General features: G+C 64.1%; 15 protein-coding genes. 10 read left to right on the top strand and 5 right to left on the bottom strand.

Annotation, left to right across the window (positions count from 1 at the left end; all coding sequences use genetic code 11):
* Window positions 1–50: 50 nt before the first annotated feature.
* Window positions 51–1100 carry an AraC family transcriptional regulator gene (locus NPS46_RS15825; RefSeq protein ID WP_274108691.1) on the top strand — a complete coding sequence of 350 codons (1050 nt, stop codon included), beginning with the start codon at window positions 51–53 and terminating at the stop codon, window positions 1098–1100.
* 69 nt (window positions 1101–1169) lie between these two features.
* On the opposite strand, the gene NPS46_RS15820 is transcribed toward NPS46_RS15825, so the two are convergent.
* Window positions 1170–1601 carry a carboxymuconolactone decarboxylase family protein gene (locus NPS46_RS15820; protein WP_274108689.1) on the bottom strand — a complete coding sequence of 144 codons (432 nt, stop codon included), beginning with the start codon at window positions 1599–1601 and terminating at the stop codon, window positions 1170–1172.
* A 119-nt stretch (window positions 1602–1720) separates the two neighbouring features.
* Here NPS46_RS15820 and NPS46_RS15815 point away from each other — a divergent pair, with 119 nt between their 5' ends.
* Window positions 1721–3154 (top strand): PLP-dependent aminotransferase family protein, encoded by a 1434-nt coding sequence (locus NPS46_RS15815; RefSeq protein WP_274108687.1) that lies wholly within the window; start codon window positions 1721–1723, stop codon window positions 3152–3154.
* 164 nt (window positions 3155–3318) lie between these two features.
* Here NPS46_RS15815 and NPS46_RS15810 read toward each other — a convergent pair whose 3' ends face one another.
* Window positions 3319–3996 carry a response regulator gene (locus tag NPS46_RS15810; protein WP_274108686.1) on the bottom strand — a complete coding sequence of 226 codons (678 nt, stop codon included), beginning with the start codon at window positions 3994–3996 and terminating at the stop codon, window positions 3319–3321.
* Window positions 3980–7372: a hybrid sensor histidine kinase/response regulator gene (locus NPS46_RS15805; protein WP_274108685.1), complete on the bottom strand. Its 3393-nt coding sequence runs from the start codon at window positions 7370–7372 to the stop codon at window positions 3980–3982. The genes NPS46_RS15810 and NPS46_RS15805 overlap by 17 nt, the downstream gene beginning before the upstream one ends.
* A gap of 252 nt (window positions 7373–7624) precedes the next feature.
* Here NPS46_RS15805 and urtA point away from each other — a divergent pair, with 252 nt between their 5' ends.
* From urtA to NPS46_RS15770, 7 genes are all read left to right on the top strand, one after another.
* Window positions 7625–8869, top strand: a complete 1245-nt coding sequence (gene urtA / locus NPS46_RS15800) for an urea ABC transporter substrate-binding protein (protein WP_274108684.1) — start codon at window positions 7625–7627, stop codon at window positions 8867–8869.
* 84 nt (window positions 8870–8953) lie between these two features.
* Window positions 8954–9871 carry an urea ABC transporter permease subunit UrtB gene (urtB, locus tag NPS46_RS15795; RefSeq protein WP_274108682.1) on the top strand — a complete coding sequence of 306 codons (918 nt, stop codon included), beginning with the start codon at window positions 8954–8956 and terminating at the stop codon, window positions 9869–9871.
* Window positions 9872–9881: 10 nt separating this feature from the next.
* Window positions 9882–11051 (top strand): urea ABC transporter permease subunit UrtC, encoded by a 1170-nt coding sequence (gene urtC, locus NPS46_RS15790; RefSeq protein ID WP_274108681.1) that lies wholly within the window; start codon window positions 9882–9884, stop codon window positions 11049–11051.
* Window positions 11048–11806 (top strand): urea ABC transporter ATP-binding protein UrtD, encoded by a 759-nt coding sequence (gene urtD, locus NPS46_RS15785; RefSeq protein WP_274108679.1) that lies wholly within the window; start codon window positions 11048–11050, stop codon window positions 11804–11806. The genes urtC and urtD overlap by 4 nt, the downstream gene beginning before the upstream one ends.
* Before the next feature lie 10 nt (window positions 11807–11816).
* Window positions 11817–12506: an urea ABC transporter ATP-binding subunit UrtE gene (urtE, locus tag NPS46_RS15780; protein WP_274108677.1), complete on the top strand. Its 690-nt coding sequence runs from the start codon at window positions 11817–11819 to the stop codon at window positions 12504–12506.
* A 109-nt stretch (window positions 12507–12615) separates the two neighbouring features.
* Window positions 12616–13845 (top strand): formamidase, encoded by a 1230-nt coding sequence (fmdA, locus tag NPS46_RS15775; RefSeq protein WP_274108676.1) that lies wholly within the window; start codon window positions 12616–12618, stop codon window positions 13843–13845.
* Between the two features lie 56 nt (window positions 13846–13901).
* Window positions 13902–14249 carry an FmdB family zinc ribbon protein gene (locus NPS46_RS15770; protein WP_274108674.1) on the top strand — a complete coding sequence of 116 codons (348 nt, stop codon included), beginning with the start codon at window positions 13902–13904 and terminating at the stop codon, window positions 14247–14249.
* Here the strand turns inward: NPS46_RS15770 and NPS46_RS15765 are convergent.
* A complete protein-coding gene (locus NPS46_RS15765) occupies window positions 14239–15510 on the bottom strand; it encodes a spinster family MFS transporter (protein WP_274109056.1) in 1272 nt (423 codons plus the stop codon). The two genes, NPS46_RS15770 and NPS46_RS15765, sit on opposite strands and share 11 nt — an antisense overlap.
* 50 nt (window positions 15511–15560) lie before the next feature.
* Entirely contained in the window at window positions 15561–16544 is a 984-nt protein-coding gene (locus NPS46_RS15760; RefSeq protein ID WP_274108672.1) for a flavin reductase family protein, read from the bottom strand.
* A 194-nt stretch (window positions 16545–16738) separates the two neighbouring features.
* Between NPS46_RS15760 and NPS46_RS15755 the strand changes: the two genes are divergently transcribed.
* Window positions 16739–18193 (top strand): coniferyl aldehyde dehydrogenase, encoded by a 1455-nt coding sequence (locus NPS46_RS15755; RefSeq protein ID WP_274108670.1) that lies wholly within the window; start codon window positions 16739–16741, stop codon window positions 18191–18193.
* Window position 18194 lies beyond the last annotated feature (1 nt).

Here is an 18194-nt window from a genome sequence, read left to right as displayed (position 1 = left end):
GGATCGCGCTACAGTCCCCGGCTGAATTCGTTAGCCGGGAGAGTCGCGCGATGCGCAGGTCCACCACCGTTTCCAGCGTCGCCGTGCTGGACCTGTATGACCAGTTGCTGGAACTGGGTGTGGCCAGTGAGGCGCAGCTGCACGCGGCCGGCCTGGATCGTGCGGCCTTGATCGATAGCAGCCCGGCGGCGCTGCCGGTGCAGGAGCAACGTCTCGATGAGGGGTTGCTGCTGGCGTTGTGGCAAGTGGCAACGCGCGATGAACCATCGGTACCGGCCATCGGCGTGCGAATCGGCCAGGCCTTCAATCCGGCCATGCGTGGGTTGCTCGCCAGCTGGCTGTTCCAATGCACCGAGCTGGGCGAGGCGCTGCAGGTGTTCCAGCGCCACAGTGCGCTGATGAACCCGTCGGAGCAGTGGTGCCGCCACGACAGCGACACCACGCTGGTCCTGGCCTTCGCTTTTGTGCCGGGTGGTCGCTATCCCCAGGCGGCCATCGAACGCAGCATGAGCGCGCTGCTGCGCTGGAGCCAAGCCCTGAGTGGTGAGGCGCTGCGGCCGCTGGCCTGTGAGTTCGAGTGGTCGGCGCCGCAGGATCTGGGGCCATACACCGAAGTCTTTGGGGAAAACCTGCGCTTTGACCGCCCGCACAATCGCCTGCACCTGCCGGCGGATTTCCTGCACCGGCCCATTCAGAGCGCCAATATCTACCTCAAGCAGATGGTCGAGGCGCGGGCGTTGCAGGCCTTCGAGCTGCTGCAGGCCCAGGGTGAGCTGATTGCCCGGGTGCGCCAGTTGATCCAGGCCAATTTGCGCGAGGGCGTGAGTATCGAGTCGGCCTGCGCGGCGCTGCATGTCAGTCGTCCCACCTTGTACCGGCGCCTGAAGCAGCAGGGCAGTAGCTTCAGTGAGCTGGTGGAGAGCGTGCGCAAGGACCAGGCCTACAAGCAGATCCAGCAGGGCCTGTCGGTGGCGGCGGTCAGCGAGGGATTGGGGTTCAAGGATGTCAGTACCTTCCACCGGGCGTACAAGCGCTGGTTCAAGCAGTCACCGGGCGGCGGACGCGAGCCGCGCCGAGGTACTACGCCGCGCCAGGGCTAGGCCTGCAGCCTGGGCCGGCTTCAGGTGCGAGCTTGGCAGAAGCGTCCTTGAACCGCTGACAGCGCAGGGCTATTGGCGCATCCCGATCGCCAGTCGATTGAAGGCACTCATCAAGGCCACCACGAAGGTGAGGTCGCTGATTTCGGCATCGCTGAAATGCGCCTTCAGGGGCGCGAACACCTCGTCCGGGGCGTGGCTCTGGGCGATTTCCACCAGGGACTCGGACCAGGCCAGGGCGGCGCGCTCGGCTGCGCTGAACCGCGCACTGACTCGCCAACCCGCCAGGCTATCGAGCTTGGCATTGGCCATGCCGCCGGCGCGCAGCTGGGTGGCATGCATTTCCAGACAGAACGCGCAGCCATTGATCTGCGAGACCCGCAGATTGACCAGCTCGACCAGCGACTTGTCCAGGGTACTTTTATCCAGGGCCTGCTTGACTGCGACAAGGGCTTGGTAGGCCGCCGGGGAAAGGGTGCTGTAGGGCAAGCGAAGGGTGCTCATGGAAGGTCTCCAGATCCGCAAGGGGCGGTGGGTAGTGGGCGATTGCGTAGCCGGTACTTTAGGGTAATCATGGCCCGGCCATCAGGGCCAAGAATTGACTAAACAAGTAGGACATGAAAATGGGCGACGCTGCGGATTTCGTGTTCCTGCTGCCTCCAGGCGAGCAGGGCGTTCCGATTTATCTGCAACTCTATCGACGTTTTCGCACGGCCATTGCCACGGGCAGGCTGGCCCCGGGCGATCGAGTGCCGTCCGTGCGCAGCCTGGCCAGCCAGTTGAACCTGGCACGGGGGACCGTGGAGCAGGCCTATCAATTGTTGACCAGTGAAGGCTATCTCCTGGCACGTGGCCAGGCCGGGACTCTGGTGTCGCCCAGCCTGGCGGGCGTGAACGGGGCCTTGCCCGGCCAAGGCGTCGAGCGGCGGGTCGAGGCGCGCGCGAGTGCCCAGCCCGCCGACCCAAGCCCCTTCCAACTGGGGCTGCCCGCCCTGGATGCCTTTCCCCGCAAGACCTGGGTCCGCCTGGCGGGGCGTCGCCTGCGCAACATGGACACGGCAGCCATGACCTATCCCGATCCGTGTGGATACGAACCGTTGCGCCGGGCCATTGCCACGTACTTGGGTATCTCCCGGGGCATTACTTGCAGTCCTGAGCAAGTGTTCGTCACGGCCGGCTACCGTGGCGCCCTCGACCTGGTCTGCCGGACCCTGCTGCAGGCCGGTGACAGCGGCTGGTTCGAAGAGCCCGGTTATCGCTTTGCTCGCCAGTTTCTGGAGGCGGCGGGCTTGCAACTGGTACCGGTGCCGGTGGATGCCGAAGGCCTGGATATCGAGTCCGGCTGCCAGCGGGCCGAGCAAGCGCGTTTCGCCCTGGTGACCCCCACCCATCAGAGCCCCTTGGGCGTGGCACTGTCGCTGCCCCGGCGGCTGGCGTTGCTGGAGTGGGCCAACCGCCGCCAGGCCTGGATTATCGAGGACGACTATGACAGCGAGTTCCGCTACCACGGCCATCCGCTGCCGGCCTTGAAGAGCCTGGATCGGGAGGGGCGGGTGCTGTACGCCGGGACCTTCAGCAAGGTGCTGTTCCCGGGGGTGTGCCTGGCGTATCTGGTGGTGCCGCCGGGGCAGGTCGAACGCTTTCGCCAGAGCGCGGCATTGCGGCCCAGCCCCGGCGCCATTGTGCTCCAGGCTACGGTCGCGGATTTTATGGTCGAGGGTCATTTTGCCCGGCACCTGCGCCGGATGCGCGCGCTGTACGCGGTGCGGCGCGGTTATCTGGTCCGGGCCCTGGCCGAGGTGTTTGGCGAGCGCTTGCAGGTCCAGCCCCAGGCTGGCGGCATTGCGCTGCTGGCCGGCCTGGATCGGCCGGCAGACGACCGTGCCCTGGCGGCAGCGGCCAATGCCCTGGGGCTGGCAGTCGAGGCCTTGGGCGACTGGTGGGGAGGGACCCCGACCCGGGCGGGCCTGCTGCTCGGCTTTGCCAATCTGGCGACACCGGAGCAGGCACTGGCGGCGGTCAGACGCCTGCAGGCGGCGCTGCACGGTCAGGTCTAGAACGCCATGGCCAAGCCCCGCGTCAGGCGGGTGGCGCGGTCGAGCCCGGCCTGTAGCCCCAATTGCACCTTCGCAGCAGCCCCGACAGCCTCTCGACAACGGCCAAGTGCAAACGCCGGGGTGGCGTCAGGGGCGGTCGCGCAAGGGGGCGGCAGACCTGCGCTTCAGGCCTGTTCGGTCATGGCGGCCAGGGCGACCGAGGTGGCGGCGGTGCGAGTTTCCACGCCGAGCTTCACGTAGATATGTTCCAGGTGTTTGTTCACGGTGCGCGGGCTCAGGCCGAGAATGTCGCCGATGTCCTTGTTGGTTTTGCCGCAGGCGACCCAGCGCAGCACCTCGATTTCGCGCTCGGTCAACTGGAAACGCCGCGTCAGCCGGTCCTGGGCAGGGTGGTCGTCCAGGGACAGGCTCGGCACCTTGCCGGCCTTGCGCGCGGCTTGCAGGATGCGCGCGGTGCGCAGGTGCGAGGCCACCCGTGCCAGCACTTCATTGCAGACAATCGGCTTGGTCACGTAGTCGATGGCCCCGGCCTCGAAGCCACGGACCACGTGCTCGCTGTCGCTCAGCGCCGTCATGAACAGCACCGGAATATCGGCCATGTCGGCCATGGCCTTGATCCGTCGGCACGTTTCGAAGCCGTCGAGCTCGGGCATCATCGCGTCGAGCAGAATCAGGTCCGGTTTACGCCGTTCGATCCGGCTCAGGGCGCTCAGGCCATTGAGCGCCACCAGCACCATATAGCCGGCCGCATCCAGGGCGTCGGAGAGCAGTGCGAGGTTATCCGGCACATCGTCGACGATCAGGATAATGCCGTTGTCCGCAGGTTCAGTGTGCATGGGCATCAATGGCCTCTTTGAGGTGTTGGCTGAGTTCATCCAGGCGAAAGCCCTTGAGCAGCACGCGCAGTTCGGCGGCGAAGCCGGCGCTGCCGGGGTCAAGCTGTTCCATGGCGTCGAGTTTTTCCTGCAAGCCGCGCACATACCCCTGGGCGCACAGCCCGTCGAGGGCCAGCAGATCGGGCAGGGTTGGCAGGGTGCGCGCCGGCACGTGCGCCGCCGGTACGGGAGCCTGGCGCTGCCAGTGCAGGTCGAGGTGGCGTTGCAGGGTTTCCAGCAACTGGGCCAGGTGCAGCGGCTTGGCCAGGTAGTCGTCGCAGGCCTGGATCTGGCTGTTGCGCGGTTCTTCGGCAAAGGCATTGGCATTGGCCGATAGCACCACGATCGGCACCCGGGACTGGGTATTGCGCCGGATCAGATGGCTGGTTTCCCAGCCGTCCATGCCGGGCATGGACAGGTCCATCAGCACCAGGTCGGGGCGCGCCAGCGAGACCTGGCGGATCGCTTCCTGGCCATTGGCGGCCTCAACGATGTCGAAACCCAAGGGGCCGAGCAACCCGGCAATGACCTGGCGATGCTCGATATGGTCATCGACCACCAGGATCCGCCGCCGTGGGCCGCTGTAGCCGATCACGTCGTGCTCGGCATGGATGACCGCCTTGGGCACCCGTACTTCGCCCAGATACAGGCGAATCTGAAAGCGCGAGCCGGCGCCTTCGCGGCTGGTCACTGACAGCTCGCCGCCCATCAGTGCGATCAGCATGCGGGTGATGGTCAGGCCCAGGCCGACGCCCTGTTCCTGGTGGCTCAGTTCACCGCGCTCGAACGGTTGAAACAGTCGCTCCAACTGCGCCTCGGGGATACCTATGCCGCTGTCGATCACCTCGAAGGTGGCGGTCTCACGCAGGTAACTGACGCGCAGGCAAACCTCGCCAAAGTCGGTGAATTTCACGGCATTGACCAACAGATTGATCAGAATCTGGCGCACGCGTTTTTCATCCCCGCGCACCACGGCCGGTGTGCGTCCGATCAACTCCAGGCGAAAGCCCAGGCCCTTGTCCCTGGCGCTGGGGGCGATCATCCGTTCCAGATCGTGGATAAACCCCTGGAACGCGATTTCACTGGGCTCCAGGCGCAGCTTGCCGGCCTCGATACTGGCGACATCCAGTAGCCCGTCGATCAGTGAAAGTAGGTGCGAACCGTTGCGCAAAATGGTCGCCAGCGGCGCCTGATGCTGGGCCGGGGTGGCCGCATCCCGCTGCAGTATCTGGGTGTAGCCCAGCACGCTGTTCAGCGGCGTACGCAGCTCGTGGGAGAGCCCGGTGACGTAGCGGCTCTTGGCGGCATTGGCGGCCTCGGAGGCCTCCTTGGCTTTTTGCAGGGCCAGATCGGTCTGGTGATGGGCGTCGATTTCCTGCATCAACAACACGGTCTGGCGGTCCGATTCCTCTTGGGCCACGCGCCGGCTTTCGCGGGTCAGTACCACCCACCAGGCGAGCACGCCGGCGAACACCGACAGGGTCAGGAACGCCTTGATAAAGTCCAGCAGCAGGGTGTGCTGCACCTGCGCCAATTGGTCGATCAGGCTGTGGGACACCTGGCTGTAGATCAGCATCAGCGCCGCGCCGAGCATCAGGATCAGCACCGTGAACAGCCCCAGGTAGTGGGCCAGCAGGGTGTGCAGACGCGCCAGCGGCAGCCTGGGCAGCAGGCGCTGGATCAGGTCTTCGAGTTGATGGCCCAGGCGCGCACGGGGTTTGCATTTATCGCCGCAGCGCGCATCCAGGGAGCAGCACAGCGAACAGATCGGCGTGCTGTAGGCCGGGCAGAACGCCATGTCCGGGGTTTCGAAAGCGTTATTGCACAGGCCGCAGACCAGGCTGCTCTGGCGGTCGATGGGGTAGAGCAGAGACGGCTCGCTGGTGCGCGCCAGGTAATAGCGTCCGCCGGTAAACCAGGCAATCAGCGGCGAAATCAGCAGTGCGGTGGTCAGTGCGACCAGCGGCGGGGCTGCCTGGGCAAAGGCACCGAATGCACCGAAATGGGCAATAATCGACAGCAGGGAGGCAATCAGCATCGCGCCAACGCCCACCGGGTTGATGTCATACAGGTGGGCGCGCTTGAACTCGATGGTCCGGGGCGACAGGCCCAGTGGTTTGTTGATCACCAGGTCGGCGACCAGTGCGCCGATCCAGGCAATCGCCACATTGGCGTAGAGCCCGAGCACCTGCTCGACCGCATCGAACACCCCCAACTCCATCAGCATCAGCGCAATCGCCACATTGAACACCAGCCAGACCACCCGGCCGGGATGGCTATGGGTGACCCGCGCGAAGAAGTTCGACCAGGCCAGGGAACCGGCATAGGCATTGGTCATATTGATCTTGATCTGCGAGACGATCACCAACAGGACCATGGCCCCCAGGGCCCATTGCGGCGAGCTGAACACATAGTTGAACGCCACCAGGTACATCTGGGTCGGCTCGGCGGCGCGCTCCAGCGGCACTTCATGTTGCAGGGCGAGGAAGGCCAGAAATGCGCCGGCGAGGAGCTTCAGCGCCCCCGGAACGATCCAGCCTGGCCCGGCCAGTAGCAGGGCGGCCCACCAGCGTTTGCGATTGGCCGCGGTTTTTTCCGGGAGAAAGCGCAGGTAGTCGACCTGTTCACCAATTTGGGTCACCAGGGACAGCCCGACGCTAAAGGCTGCACCAAAAAACAGCAGATTAAAGGTGCCGCCTTCGCCTTCGCGCCCGGCGAAGCTGGTGAAGTCGACCAGTGCCTCGGGGTTCTTCACCGCGACAAAGGCATAGGGCACCAGCAGCAGGATGATCCACAGCGGCTGGGTCCACAGCTGTATGCGGCTGATAAGGGTGATGCCGTAGGCCACCAGCGGAATGATGATGATTGAGCACAGGACATAGGCCAACGCCAGCGGCAGGTCGAAATACAGCTCCAGGGCCAGGGCCATGATCGCCGCTTCCAGGGCGAAGAACAGAAAGGTAAAGCTGGCGTAGATCAGCGACGTGATGGTTGAGCCGATGTAGCCAAAGCCGGCGCCACGGCTGAGCAGGTCCATGTCTACGCCATAGCGCGCGGCGTAATAGCTGATCGGCAGCCCGGTCAGGAAAATCACCAGGGCCACGGCCAGCACCGCCCAGAGTGTATTGGTAAAGCCGTAGCTCATTACGAGGGCGCCGCCGATGGCCTCCAGGGCGAGAAAGGACACGGCACTGAGGGCGGTATTGGCGATGCGCCATTCCGACCATTTGCGAAACGATTTGGGCGTATAGCGCAGGGCGTAGTCTTCCATGGTCTCGTCGGCGACCCAGGCGTTGTAGTCGCGACGGATTTTGACGATGCGCTGGGAACCGGTGGTGTGCACGTTGGATGTCCTGCTGGGAATCGGCCGCACAATCGCGGAGGGTCACTGCTGTAAGCAGGTTCCGTGCCTCGTGCTCCCAGGTGAAGGGCATCGACACCTCAGTCAAATGACGTAGGGCGGTACGTCATGCGGCGTATACCGCCTTTTCGGCGCGCGTCCCATGCTTGCTCCGACCCCGCCGCCACCAGATGCCGGGCACCGTGCCCTTTGGCCGGTCCGGCGGCAGCGATCCCCCCGCACAGGAGCGAAACCATGGAACCCACCCTTGCAGGCGCCAAGCGCCTTTTGCCTCGACGGCTGGCACTGGGCGCTGCGGCGCTGTCGCTGCTCGCGGCAAGCGTCTTCAGCCAAAGCGTGCTGGCGGACGCGGCCAATACCACCGGCCTGGCTGTGACCGATACCGAAGTGCTGGTCGGCCAATTGCATTCGGCCACCGGCACCATGGCCATTTCCGAAACCGGTTCGATCCAGGCCGAGCGCCTGGCCATCGATCAGATCAACGCCTCGGGCGGCATTCTCGGCCGGCAGATCAAGGTGGTGCAGGAAGACGGCGCGTCCGACTGGCCGACCTTTGCCGAAAAAGCGAAGAAACTGCTGGTCGGCGACAAGGTGGCCGCGGTCTTTGGCTGCTGGACTTCGGCTTCGCGCAAAGCGGTGCTGCCGGTATTCGAGAAGGAAAACGGGCTGCTCTATTACCCCACCTTTTATGAAGGCCTGGAGCAGTCGAAAAACGTGATTTACACCGGCCAGGAAGCCACACAGCAGATCCTCGCGAGCCTGGACTGGATTGCCCAGAACAAGGGTGCCAAGACGTTCTACCTGATCGGCTCGGATTACATCTGGCCGCGCACCTCGATGAAGATTGCGCGCAAGCATATCGAGAATGTCCTGCATGGCACCGTGGTCGGCGAGGACTACTACCCGCTGGGCAACACCCAGTTCGGTTCGCTGATCAACAAGGTCAAGCTCAAGAAGCCCGATGTGGTGTTCGCGGCGGTTGTGGGCGGTTCCAACGTGGCGTTCTACAAGCAGATGAAAGCGGCGGGCGTGACCTCGGCCAAACAGAACCTGCTGACCCTCTCGGTGACCGAGGATGAACTGCTGGGCATCGGCGGCGAGAACATGGCCGGCTTCTACGCCTCGATGAAGTACTTCCAGAGCCTGGACAACCCCAACAACAAAGCCTTTGTCGAGGCCTTCAAGGCCAAGTACGGCAAGGATTCGGTGATCGGCGACGTGACCCAGGCCGCCTACCTTGGGCCTTGGTTGTGGAAAGCGGCGGTGGAGAAGGCCGGCAGTTTCGATATCGATAAAGTGGTCGCTGCATCGCCGGGGATCGAGCTCAAGACTGCGCCGGAAGGCTACGTCAAGATCCACGACAACCATCACCTGTGGAGCAAGTCGCGCATTGGCGAAGTGCTACCCAATGGCCAGTTCAAGGTGCTCTACGAGTCCGAGCTGATCGAGCCAAACCCATTCCCCAAAGGCTACCAGTAAACCCTGCGTCCCCCCTGCAGGTGCACGCCTGCGGGGGGCATTGAGGTTGCCGTACCTTTTTTCCTTTACCTGGAGACCATCATCATGGAATGGCTATCGGAGTTTGGAGCCATCGCGGCCATGCAGGGGTTCAACGGGCTTTCCGTGTTCTGCGTACTGCTGCTGATGGCCCTGGGGCTGGCGATCATTTTCGGGCAGATGGGGGTGATCAACATGGCCCATGGCGAGTTTCTCACCATCGGTGCCTATACCACCTACCTGCTGTCCAGCCTGACCCTCGACTATTTCCCGGCCTTGCAGCCGTACTATTTTTTCTTTGCCATCGCCTTGTCGTTCGTGGTCGCCGGCGCCGTCGGCTGGCTGGTCGAGTGGGCCATGATCAGCCGACTGTACAACCGCCCGCTGGACACGCTGCTGGCCACCTGGGGCCTGTCGTTGTTCATGCAGCAGGGCTTTCGCTCGATCTTCGGCGCCCGTGAAGTCAGCGCCACGCCACCGGAGTGGTTGATGGGCTCGTTCAGCCTGAGTGACGCCATTGATATCCCGCGCAACGGGGTGTTCACCATGGCCCTGACGGTGCTGATGACCGGCGCGGTCTTCGTGCTGCTGTACCGCTCGCGCTGGGGCCTGCAGGTCCGTGCCACGGTGCAGAACCGGATGATGAGCCGCGCGGTGGGGATCAACACCCGCAAGGTCGACCGCATGACCTTCGCCCTCGGCTGCGGCATTGCCGGGGTGGCCGGCGCCGCCTTTACCACCATCGGCTCGACCGGACCCACGGCCGGTTCGCTGTACATCGTCGACACCTTCCTGGTGGTGGTGTTCGGTGGCGCGCAGAGCCTGTTCGGCACGATCGCCTCGGCCTTCGCCATCGCCCAGACGCAATCGGTCTCGGAGTTCTTCATGAGCGGCTCCATGGCCAAGGTGCTGACACTCAGCGCCGTGATTCTGATCCTGATGCTGCGCCCCCAGGGCCTGTTCACCAGCAAAGTCCGCAAGTAGAGGCTGCCCTATGAATGCTCTCGATAAATTGCTCGGCGGTCGCCAGGGCACGCTGGGTCTGGCGCTGCTCGCGCTGCTGATCCTGGTGGTGTTTCCCCTCAGCCTGGATGCCCTGCGCCTGGGCATGATCGGCAAATACCTGACCTACGCCTTCGTCGCGGTCGGCTTGGTACTCTGCTGGGGCTATGGCGGTATTCTCAGCCTGGGCCAGGGCGTGTTTTTCGGCCTTGGCGGCTACTGCATGGCGATGTTTCTCAAGCTCGAAGCCTCGGACCCGCAAAGCACCGCCATCCAGTCGACCCCGGGGATTCCGGACTTTATGGACTGGAACCAGATCACTGAACTGCCGGCCTTGTGGATCCCGTTCCAGAGCTTTGGCTTTACCCTGCTGGCGGTGATCGCGGTGCCGGCCCTGTTGGCGGTGGTGATCGGCCTGGCGATGTTCAAGCGCCGGGTGGGCGATGTGTATTTCTCCATCGTGACCCAGGCCATTGCGTTAATCCTCACGGTGCTGATTGTCGGTCAGCAGGGGCTGACCGGCGGGGTCAACGGCATCACGGATCTCAAGACCCTGCTCGGTTGGGATATCCGCGACGACAGCGCCAAGCTGGTGCTGTATTTCATCAACGCGGCCTTGCTGCTGGGTTGCATCGTGATCGGCAAGTTCATCCTCGCGTCCAAGCTCGGCCGTCTGCTCATGGCCATGCGCGATAAGGAAGAACGGGTGCGGTTCTCCGGCTATGACGTGGCCAGCTTCAAGATCTTCGTCTACAGCGTCGCAGCCGTGTTCTCGGCCATTGGCGGGGCGATGTTCACCTTGCAGGTGGGCTTTATGTCGCCCTCGTTCGTCGGCATCGTGCCGTCCATTGAAATGGTGATTTTCGCTGCCGTGGGTGGGCGCATGTCACTGCTGGGCGCGGTGTACGGCGCGCTGCTGGTGAACTACGGCAAGACCTATTTTTCCGAGTCGTTTCCCGAACTGTGGCTGTACCTGATGGGCGGCCTGTTTATCGTGGTGGTGATGTACTTCCCCAATGGCCTGGCGGGCTTTTGGGACAGCCATGTGCGCCCCTGGCTGCGGCGTCTCGCCCGGCGCCGTGCGCCGCTGGCGAACATTCCTGCACCTGCACCTGCGGCGACGCAGTCCGAGCCCGCCAAGACCCTGGAGGTACAGCCATGAGCGCCGTGGGCTTCGAGATGAACAAACCGGTGCTGGCCATCGAAGGCCTGACGGTGTCCTTTGACGGCTTCAAGGCGGTCGACAACCTCAACCTGTACATCGACCGCAATGAGCTGCGCGTGGTGATCGGCCCCAATGGCGCCGGCAAGACCACCGTGCTCGACCTGATCTGCGGCAAGACCCGCGCCACCGCCGGCAGTATCCAGTTCGATGGCCGCGAGCTGACCCGCCTGGCCGAGTACGACATTGTCCGGGCGGGGGTTGGGCGCAAGTTCCAGAACCCGTCGATCTACGAAAACCTCAGCGTGTTCGAGAACCTGGAAATTTCCTATCCCAAAGGCCGTGGCGTGCTTGGCGCGCTGTTTTTCAAGCGCACTGCTGCCGTGGTCGAACGGGTGGAAGAGGTGGCCGCCGAGATCTTTCTGAGCGAGCTGCTCCAGCAACCGGCGGGGCTTTTGTCCCACGGCCAGAAGCAGTGGCTGGAGATCGGCATGCTGCTGATGCAGGACCCTGACCTGTTGATGCTCGACGAGCCGGTCGCCGGCATGAGCGTCAGCGAACGGACCCAGACCGCCGCGCTGTTGCAGCGGATCTGTCAGGGCCGGTCGGTCCTGGTGATCGAGCACGATATGGAGTTCGTCAAGAGCATCGCCCACAAGGTCACCGTGCTGCACCAGGGCAAGGTCCTGGCCGAAGGCAGCATGGAGTCGGTGCAGAGCAACCCGAAAGTCATCGAAGTTTATCTGGGCCACTAAGGAGCGCCGCATGTTCACTATCCGCCAGCTGGCATCCGGGTATGCCCAGAGCCAGATCCTGCACGACCTCGACCTGAACGTGGCGAAGTGCGAAATCGTCGCGGTGATGGGCCGCAACGGCATGGGCAAAAGCACCCTGTTCAAAAGCCTGATGGGCGTGCTGCCCGCCTGGGGCGGGACGATCAGTGTCGACGCGGTGGAAGTCAGCCACCTGCCAACCCATGCCCGGGTGGAGCACGGCATGGCCTATGTACCCCAGGGCCGGATGATCTTTCCCGGCATGAGTGTGCTGGAAAATATCCAGACTGGCCTGCCGGCCTCGGCCCGGGGCCAGGTGCCGGAAGATCTCTACGCGCTGTTCCCGGTGCTCTACGACATGCGCTCGCGCAAGGGCGGCAACCTTTCCGGCGGGCAGCAACAGCAACTGGCGATTGCCCGGGCACTGGCGACCAACCCCAAGGTGCTGCTGCTGGACGAGCCCACCGAAGGCATCCAGCCGTCGATCATCAAAGACATCGCCCGCACCCTCAAGGAGATCCGCAGCCTGCGCAATCTGACCATCGTGGTCTCCGAGCAGGTGCTGTCGTTCACCCTGGAGATTGCCGACCGCTTCCTGGTGATCGAGAAGGGCCGGTTCGTGGTCGAGGAAAGCCGCGCCAATGTCGATGAGGCGACCATCAGCCGCTACCTCTCGGTGTGAGGCACGGCTACGTCATCCAACGTATTTGCCCAGCGCCCGATCGCGCTGACACTGCTTTCAACCCCGGCGCAGTGCCGACTTATCTCCCTCAAGGTTCAGGAGTCTTGCCATGACCGAAACGCTGATCAAAGTCGATCTCAACCAGCCCGTGACTGAAAACGAACAGGTCCACAACCGCTGGCACCCGGATATCCCGATGGCCTGCTGGGTCAAGCCGGGCGAGGACTTTATCCTCGAAACCTATGACTGGACCGCCGGTGCGATCAAGAATAATGACGATGCCAGCGATGTACGCGATGTCGACCTGTCGACCGTGCATTACCTGTCCGGGCCGGTCGGCGTGCACGGCGCCGAGCCGGGTGACCTGCTGGTGGTCGACCTGCTGGATATCGGTGCCCGGGCCGATTCGCTCTGGGGCTTCAACGGCTTTTTCTCGAAACAGAATGGCGGTGGCTTCCTGACCGATCACTTCCCGCTGGCGCAAAAGGCCATCTGGGATTTCAAGGGCATGTTCACCAGCTCCCGACATATTCCCGGGGTCAATTTCGCCGGTCTGATCCACCCCGGCCTGATCGGCTGCCTGCCGGACCACAAGATGCTCGCGGACTGGAACAAGCGTGAGCAGGAACTGATCGACACCGATCCACACCGTGTGCCGCCACTGGCCAACCCGCCGCTGGCGGCTACCGCCCACATGGGCAAGCTCAAGGGCGAGGCCCGTGATCGCGCTGCCGCCACGGGCGCCCGCACCGTGCCGCCGCGCGAACATGGCGGCAACTGCGATATCAAGGACTTGTCCCGGGGCTCCAAGGTGTTTTTCCCGGTGTATGTCGACGGTGCCGGGCTGTCGGTGGGCGATTTGCACTTTAGCCAGGGCGACGGCGAGATCACGTTTTGCGGGGCGATCGAAATGGCCGGCTGGGTGCATATGAAGGTCGAGCTGATCAAGGGCGGCATGGCCAAGTACGGGATCAAGAATCCGGTGTTCAAGCCCAGCCCCATCGTGCCCAACTATAACAACTACCTGATCTTCGAAGGTATCTCGGTGGACGAGAACGGCCAGCAGCATTACCTGGACGTCAATGTTGCCTACCGCCAGGCCTGCCTGAACGCCATCAACTACCTGACCAAGTTCGGTTACTCGCCAGCCCAGGGCTATGCGCTGCTGGGGTCGGCACCGGTGCAGGGGCATATCAGCGGCGTGGTGGATATTCCCAATGCCTGCGCGACCCTGTGGCTGCCGACCGAAATCTTCGAGTTCGATATCAACCCCAATGCCAACGGGCCGACACGCTTTCTCGATGGCAGCATCGATTTGCCGATTGCCCAGGACAAATAGGCGGTCCGTGCGCCGGGCGATTGCGCTCGGCGCCACCCGTGCATACAGGAGCCGATATGCCTATCTATGAATACGACTGTGAACACTGTGGCGACTTCACTGTGCTACGGCCGATGGCCCGGCGCGATGAACCGTGCGCGTGCCCGCACTGCGCCGGCCCGACCCGGCGCGTGATCCTCTCGGCCCCGGCGCTGGCCACCATGGCCGGCAATACCCGCCGTGGCATCGAGATCAATGAGCGCAGCGCCCATGCCCCCAAGACCGTCGAACAGTACGCCGAAAGTCGCCGCCACCCCAAGGGCTGTGGTTGTTGCGGGCCGAGCAAGCCGCTGGCCCCGAGCAAGACCAACCCCCATGCGCTCAAGGGCAAGCCCGCGGGCCGGCCCTGGATGATCAGCCACTAGCCCCGGCAGGGGCGTACCCCGCAGGCGCGGCATGGCGGTAGGTGCGAAACAGCAGGAACACCGAGCCCAGCACCGGCAGGCTGACCAGCAGCAGGGCATAGCGCAGCGACTCTACGCCGAACAGCGGTTGCAGCAGGTCGCTGAACAGCCCGGTCAGCAACGGGCCGACGCCAATCCCCAGCACGGTGCTGATAAGAGTCTGCAACGCCATGGCCGTGCCTCGGCGGCTGGCCGGGACCAGTTGAGTGACCAGGTTGTAGGAGGGCGCTACCCACCACACCGCAAAAAAGCTGTACAGCGCACACCAGAGCATCGCCGTCGGGACGGGCACATCGGCGAGAGCGCCAAGCAGCGTGGCCGGCCACAGTAGGTAGGTAGTCAGGGCGCTGATGGCGGTTAAATGCCCAATGATCGGGATCGCGATTTGCCAATGGGCATTGCGCGGGGTCAGGCGGTCGCTTAGCCAGCCGGCGAACAACCCGCCAAAGCCTGCGGCAGTGCCGCAGATCACCCCGGCGAGGATCCCGGCATGTTGCAGTGATAGGCCATGGGAGCGCACCAAAAAGCTGGTGTTCCACATCCCGACGGCATACGAGCCCAGGGTGGTCAGCCCTCCCGCCAGGATCAGGCAGCGATAGGCCGGCAGGGCCCAGAGCTGGCGTGCCTCGCGCATCAGGCTATGGCGTACCGGCGCCGGTTGCGCGGGTTTCAGGTCCCAGCGCCCGCGCACGGGATCTTTGGCCACAAACCCCAGCAGGCTGCTGAACAGTAGTGCCGGCAGGCCAATGGCGATAAAACCGCTGCGCCAGCCGTATTGCTCGACCACCCAGGCGCCGATGCTCAGGCCGATAATCGAGGAAAACGTCGGCGCGGCGGTAAAGCAACTGATGGCAAAGGAGCGCCGTTGCGGTGGGTACAGGTCGGCGATCAGCGACAGCGAGGCCGAGGTGGTTGGGGACTCGCTCACGGCCACCAGCATCCGCGCAATGGCCAGCACCACAAAGCTACCCGCCAGGCCGCAGGCCATGGTCGCCAGGGCCCATAGCAGGCAGGACAGTGCCAGCAGGCGGGTCCGCGGCATGCGGTCGGCCAGGCGCCCGGCCGGCAGGGCGAGCACCGCGTAGACCGCGGCAAAGGCCAGGCCGGAAATCAGCCCCATGGCGGTATCGCCCACACCGAACTCGGCTTTGACCGGCTCGATCATCACCGCCAGGATCTGGCGGCCGACGAAGTTGTCGGCAAACACCACCGCCAGCAGCATCAGCAGGCCATGGCTGCGCCAGCCGACCTGGGTGGAGGGTAACGCCGCGTTCAACGCGGCGCCCAGAGGTCGGGCAGGCCGGGGTCGGTGACGGCGATCAGGCGCTTGAGCAGGACCTTGAGCGCCTGGGCATCACTGGCGCCGAGCTTGCTTGAAATGCTTTCTTCCACGGCCTTGGCCAGGGCCAGTTGTTGCAATGAGGCTTCGCGTCCGTCGGCAGTGAGCACAAAGCGCAGGCGCTCGGTTTCGCCTTCGATAGCGACCAATTGCTGGCGCTCCAGGAAGCGCATGCTGGCCAGCGTGACTTCATGGCCGGTGTAGCTGACGAAGGTATTGATCTCGTCCAGGCTCAGGTTGTCGCGGATGCACAGCACCGACAGGATAAAAAACGCATGTTCGTCCAACTGCTGGTTGCTCAGCAGTCGGCTCAGGGCATCGAGGCACTGGTAATGGGCGCGGCCCAGCAGGTAACCGAGCAAGTCCTCGGTGTAGCTGCATTCCGGCGGCGGTGGCGTGGTGGCCAGGCGCAGTTCGCTGCGCGGCTTGCGGGTCGCCAGGGCATAGTCGCCGCTCTGGAAGGCCAGGGGCGCACGATCACTGTGGTCGAAAGCGAGCACTTCGCCGACGAAGATCACATGGTCGCCGCCCTCGTACTGAAACGCGGTGCGGCACTGGAAGCGGGCCGTGCAGTCCTGCAGCAGCGGGGCTTCGCTGACGCCGTTGTCGAGCACCACTTCGGCAAACTTGTCCTCGCCCTGGCGGGCAAAGCGCCCGGACAGGGTTTCCTGCTCGGTGGACAGCACGTGCACGTTCCAGTGCCGGCCGCTGCTGAAGACCGGCAGGCTGCGGGCGTTCTTCGCCAGGCTCCAGAGCACCAACGGCGGGTTGAGCGAGACCGAGTTGAAACTGTTGGCCGTGATGCCCACCGGCGAGCCGTCCTCGGCCTGGGTGGTAATGATCGTGACCCCGGTGGTGAAGGTCCCGAGCGCGGCGCGGAAAGCCTGGGGGTCGAAGCTGGTGTTTTGCATAGCCATGACGGGCCTCATGGAGTGGGATTTCGTGCACCTAGTATTGGGCTGCAGGCCACGGCGTACATCGTCTTAACGGACTAACGCTTTTGCTCGATCCTCGTCCGATCGGACCATGTGCGCGGTCCCTGACGAGACTAGTGTCGGGGCATCGGGAAACGCGGCGAACAGCGGATTCCCGGGCCAGCCAACCAGCACCAGTGAGCGAGGGGACACGAATGAGTGCAGCGACGTCATCCGTACAACAGCTGTCGGACCTGTTATCCAGGCAAAAGGCCGCCTTCAATGGTGCCGGGACGGTCAGCGCCGTCGAGCGCCGGGCGCGGATCCAGCGGGTCATCGACTGGCTGGTGGCCCACCATGCAGCGCTGACCGAGGCCATGGACGCGGATTTCGGTGGCCGGCCCCAGGGCTTCTCGCTGATGAACGACGTGCTCGGCTCCCTGGCCTCGCTCAAGCATGCCCGCGATCACCTGGAAGACTGGATGCAGGACGAGCCGCGCCAGCCATTCCCGCCCTATGACCTGCTCGGCGCCAAGGCCTGGGTCATGCACCAGCCCAAGGGCTCGGTGGGCATTATCGGCACCTGGAACGCCCCGCTGTTTACCTTGTTCAGTCCCCTGGCCTATGCGCTGGCGGCGGGCAACCGGGCGATTCTCAAACCTTCGGAAGTGGTGCCGCGCACCGCAGCACTGATCCACGAACTGGCCACGGCGAGCTTCGATCCGCTGGAGGTGGCTGTGGTGACCGGCGATATGGCGCTGGGCCAGGCCTTTACCTGCCAGCCCTTCGATCATCTGGTGTTTACCGGCAGCACCGATGTCGCCCGTTCGGTAATGAGCAATGCGGCGCAGCATCTGGTGCCCCTGACCCTGGAACTGGGCGGCAAGTCGCCGGTGTTCGTGTCGCGCAGTGCCGACCTGCACAAGGCGGCGTTCAGCATCGCCGTCGGCAAGGCCACCAATGGCGGGCAGATCTGTATCAACCCCGATCTGGTCTATGTGCCGCGGGCGCAGTTGGAAGCCTTTATGACGGCGCTGCGCACGGCCTATACCGAGTTGAATCCATCGGTGAGCGGCAATCCGGACGTGGTGGCGGTGGTCAATCAGCGCCATCTGGAACGGGTCGAGGGCTATATCGAGCAGGCTCGCCAGTTGGGTGCGCGGGTCGAAAGCCTGCCCGAGGACCCGGGCACGGCGACCGAGGACCGGCGTCGGCCGCTGCGGGTGGTGGTCAATCCGCCCCGGGACAGCCAGATCATGCAGCAGGAAATCTTCGGCCCGGCCATGGTGGTGCTGACTTATGAGCAAGTGGCCCAGGCCATCGACGATATCAACAGCCGTCCACGGCCCCTGGCGCTCTACTACTTCGGCGAGGACCCGGAGGAGCAGCACGAGGTGCTGAGCCGCACCCTGTCCGGCGGGGTGACGATCAATGACGTGATGATGCACGCGGCCATGCACGACGCACCGTTCGGCGGTGTGGGCGCTTCGGGCATGGGCCATTACCACGGCCGGGAGGGCTTTCTTGAGTTCAGCCATATGCGCACCGTGTTCAAGGCCCCGGCCCAGGACCCGCGTCGTGAGTGGGGCCTGCTGCCGCCGTATGGCGAGCATTACCTGGCGGCCATGCAGGCCATGGTCACTTCCGACTGAT

The organism is Pseudomonas putida (assembly GCF_028682395.1).
Classification (GTDB): domain Bacteria; phylum Pseudomonadota; class Gammaproteobacteria; order Pseudomonadales; family Pseudomonadaceae; genus Aquipseudomonas; species Aquipseudomonas putida_AB.
This window is presented reverse-complemented; position numbering and strand designations above follow the sequence as displayed.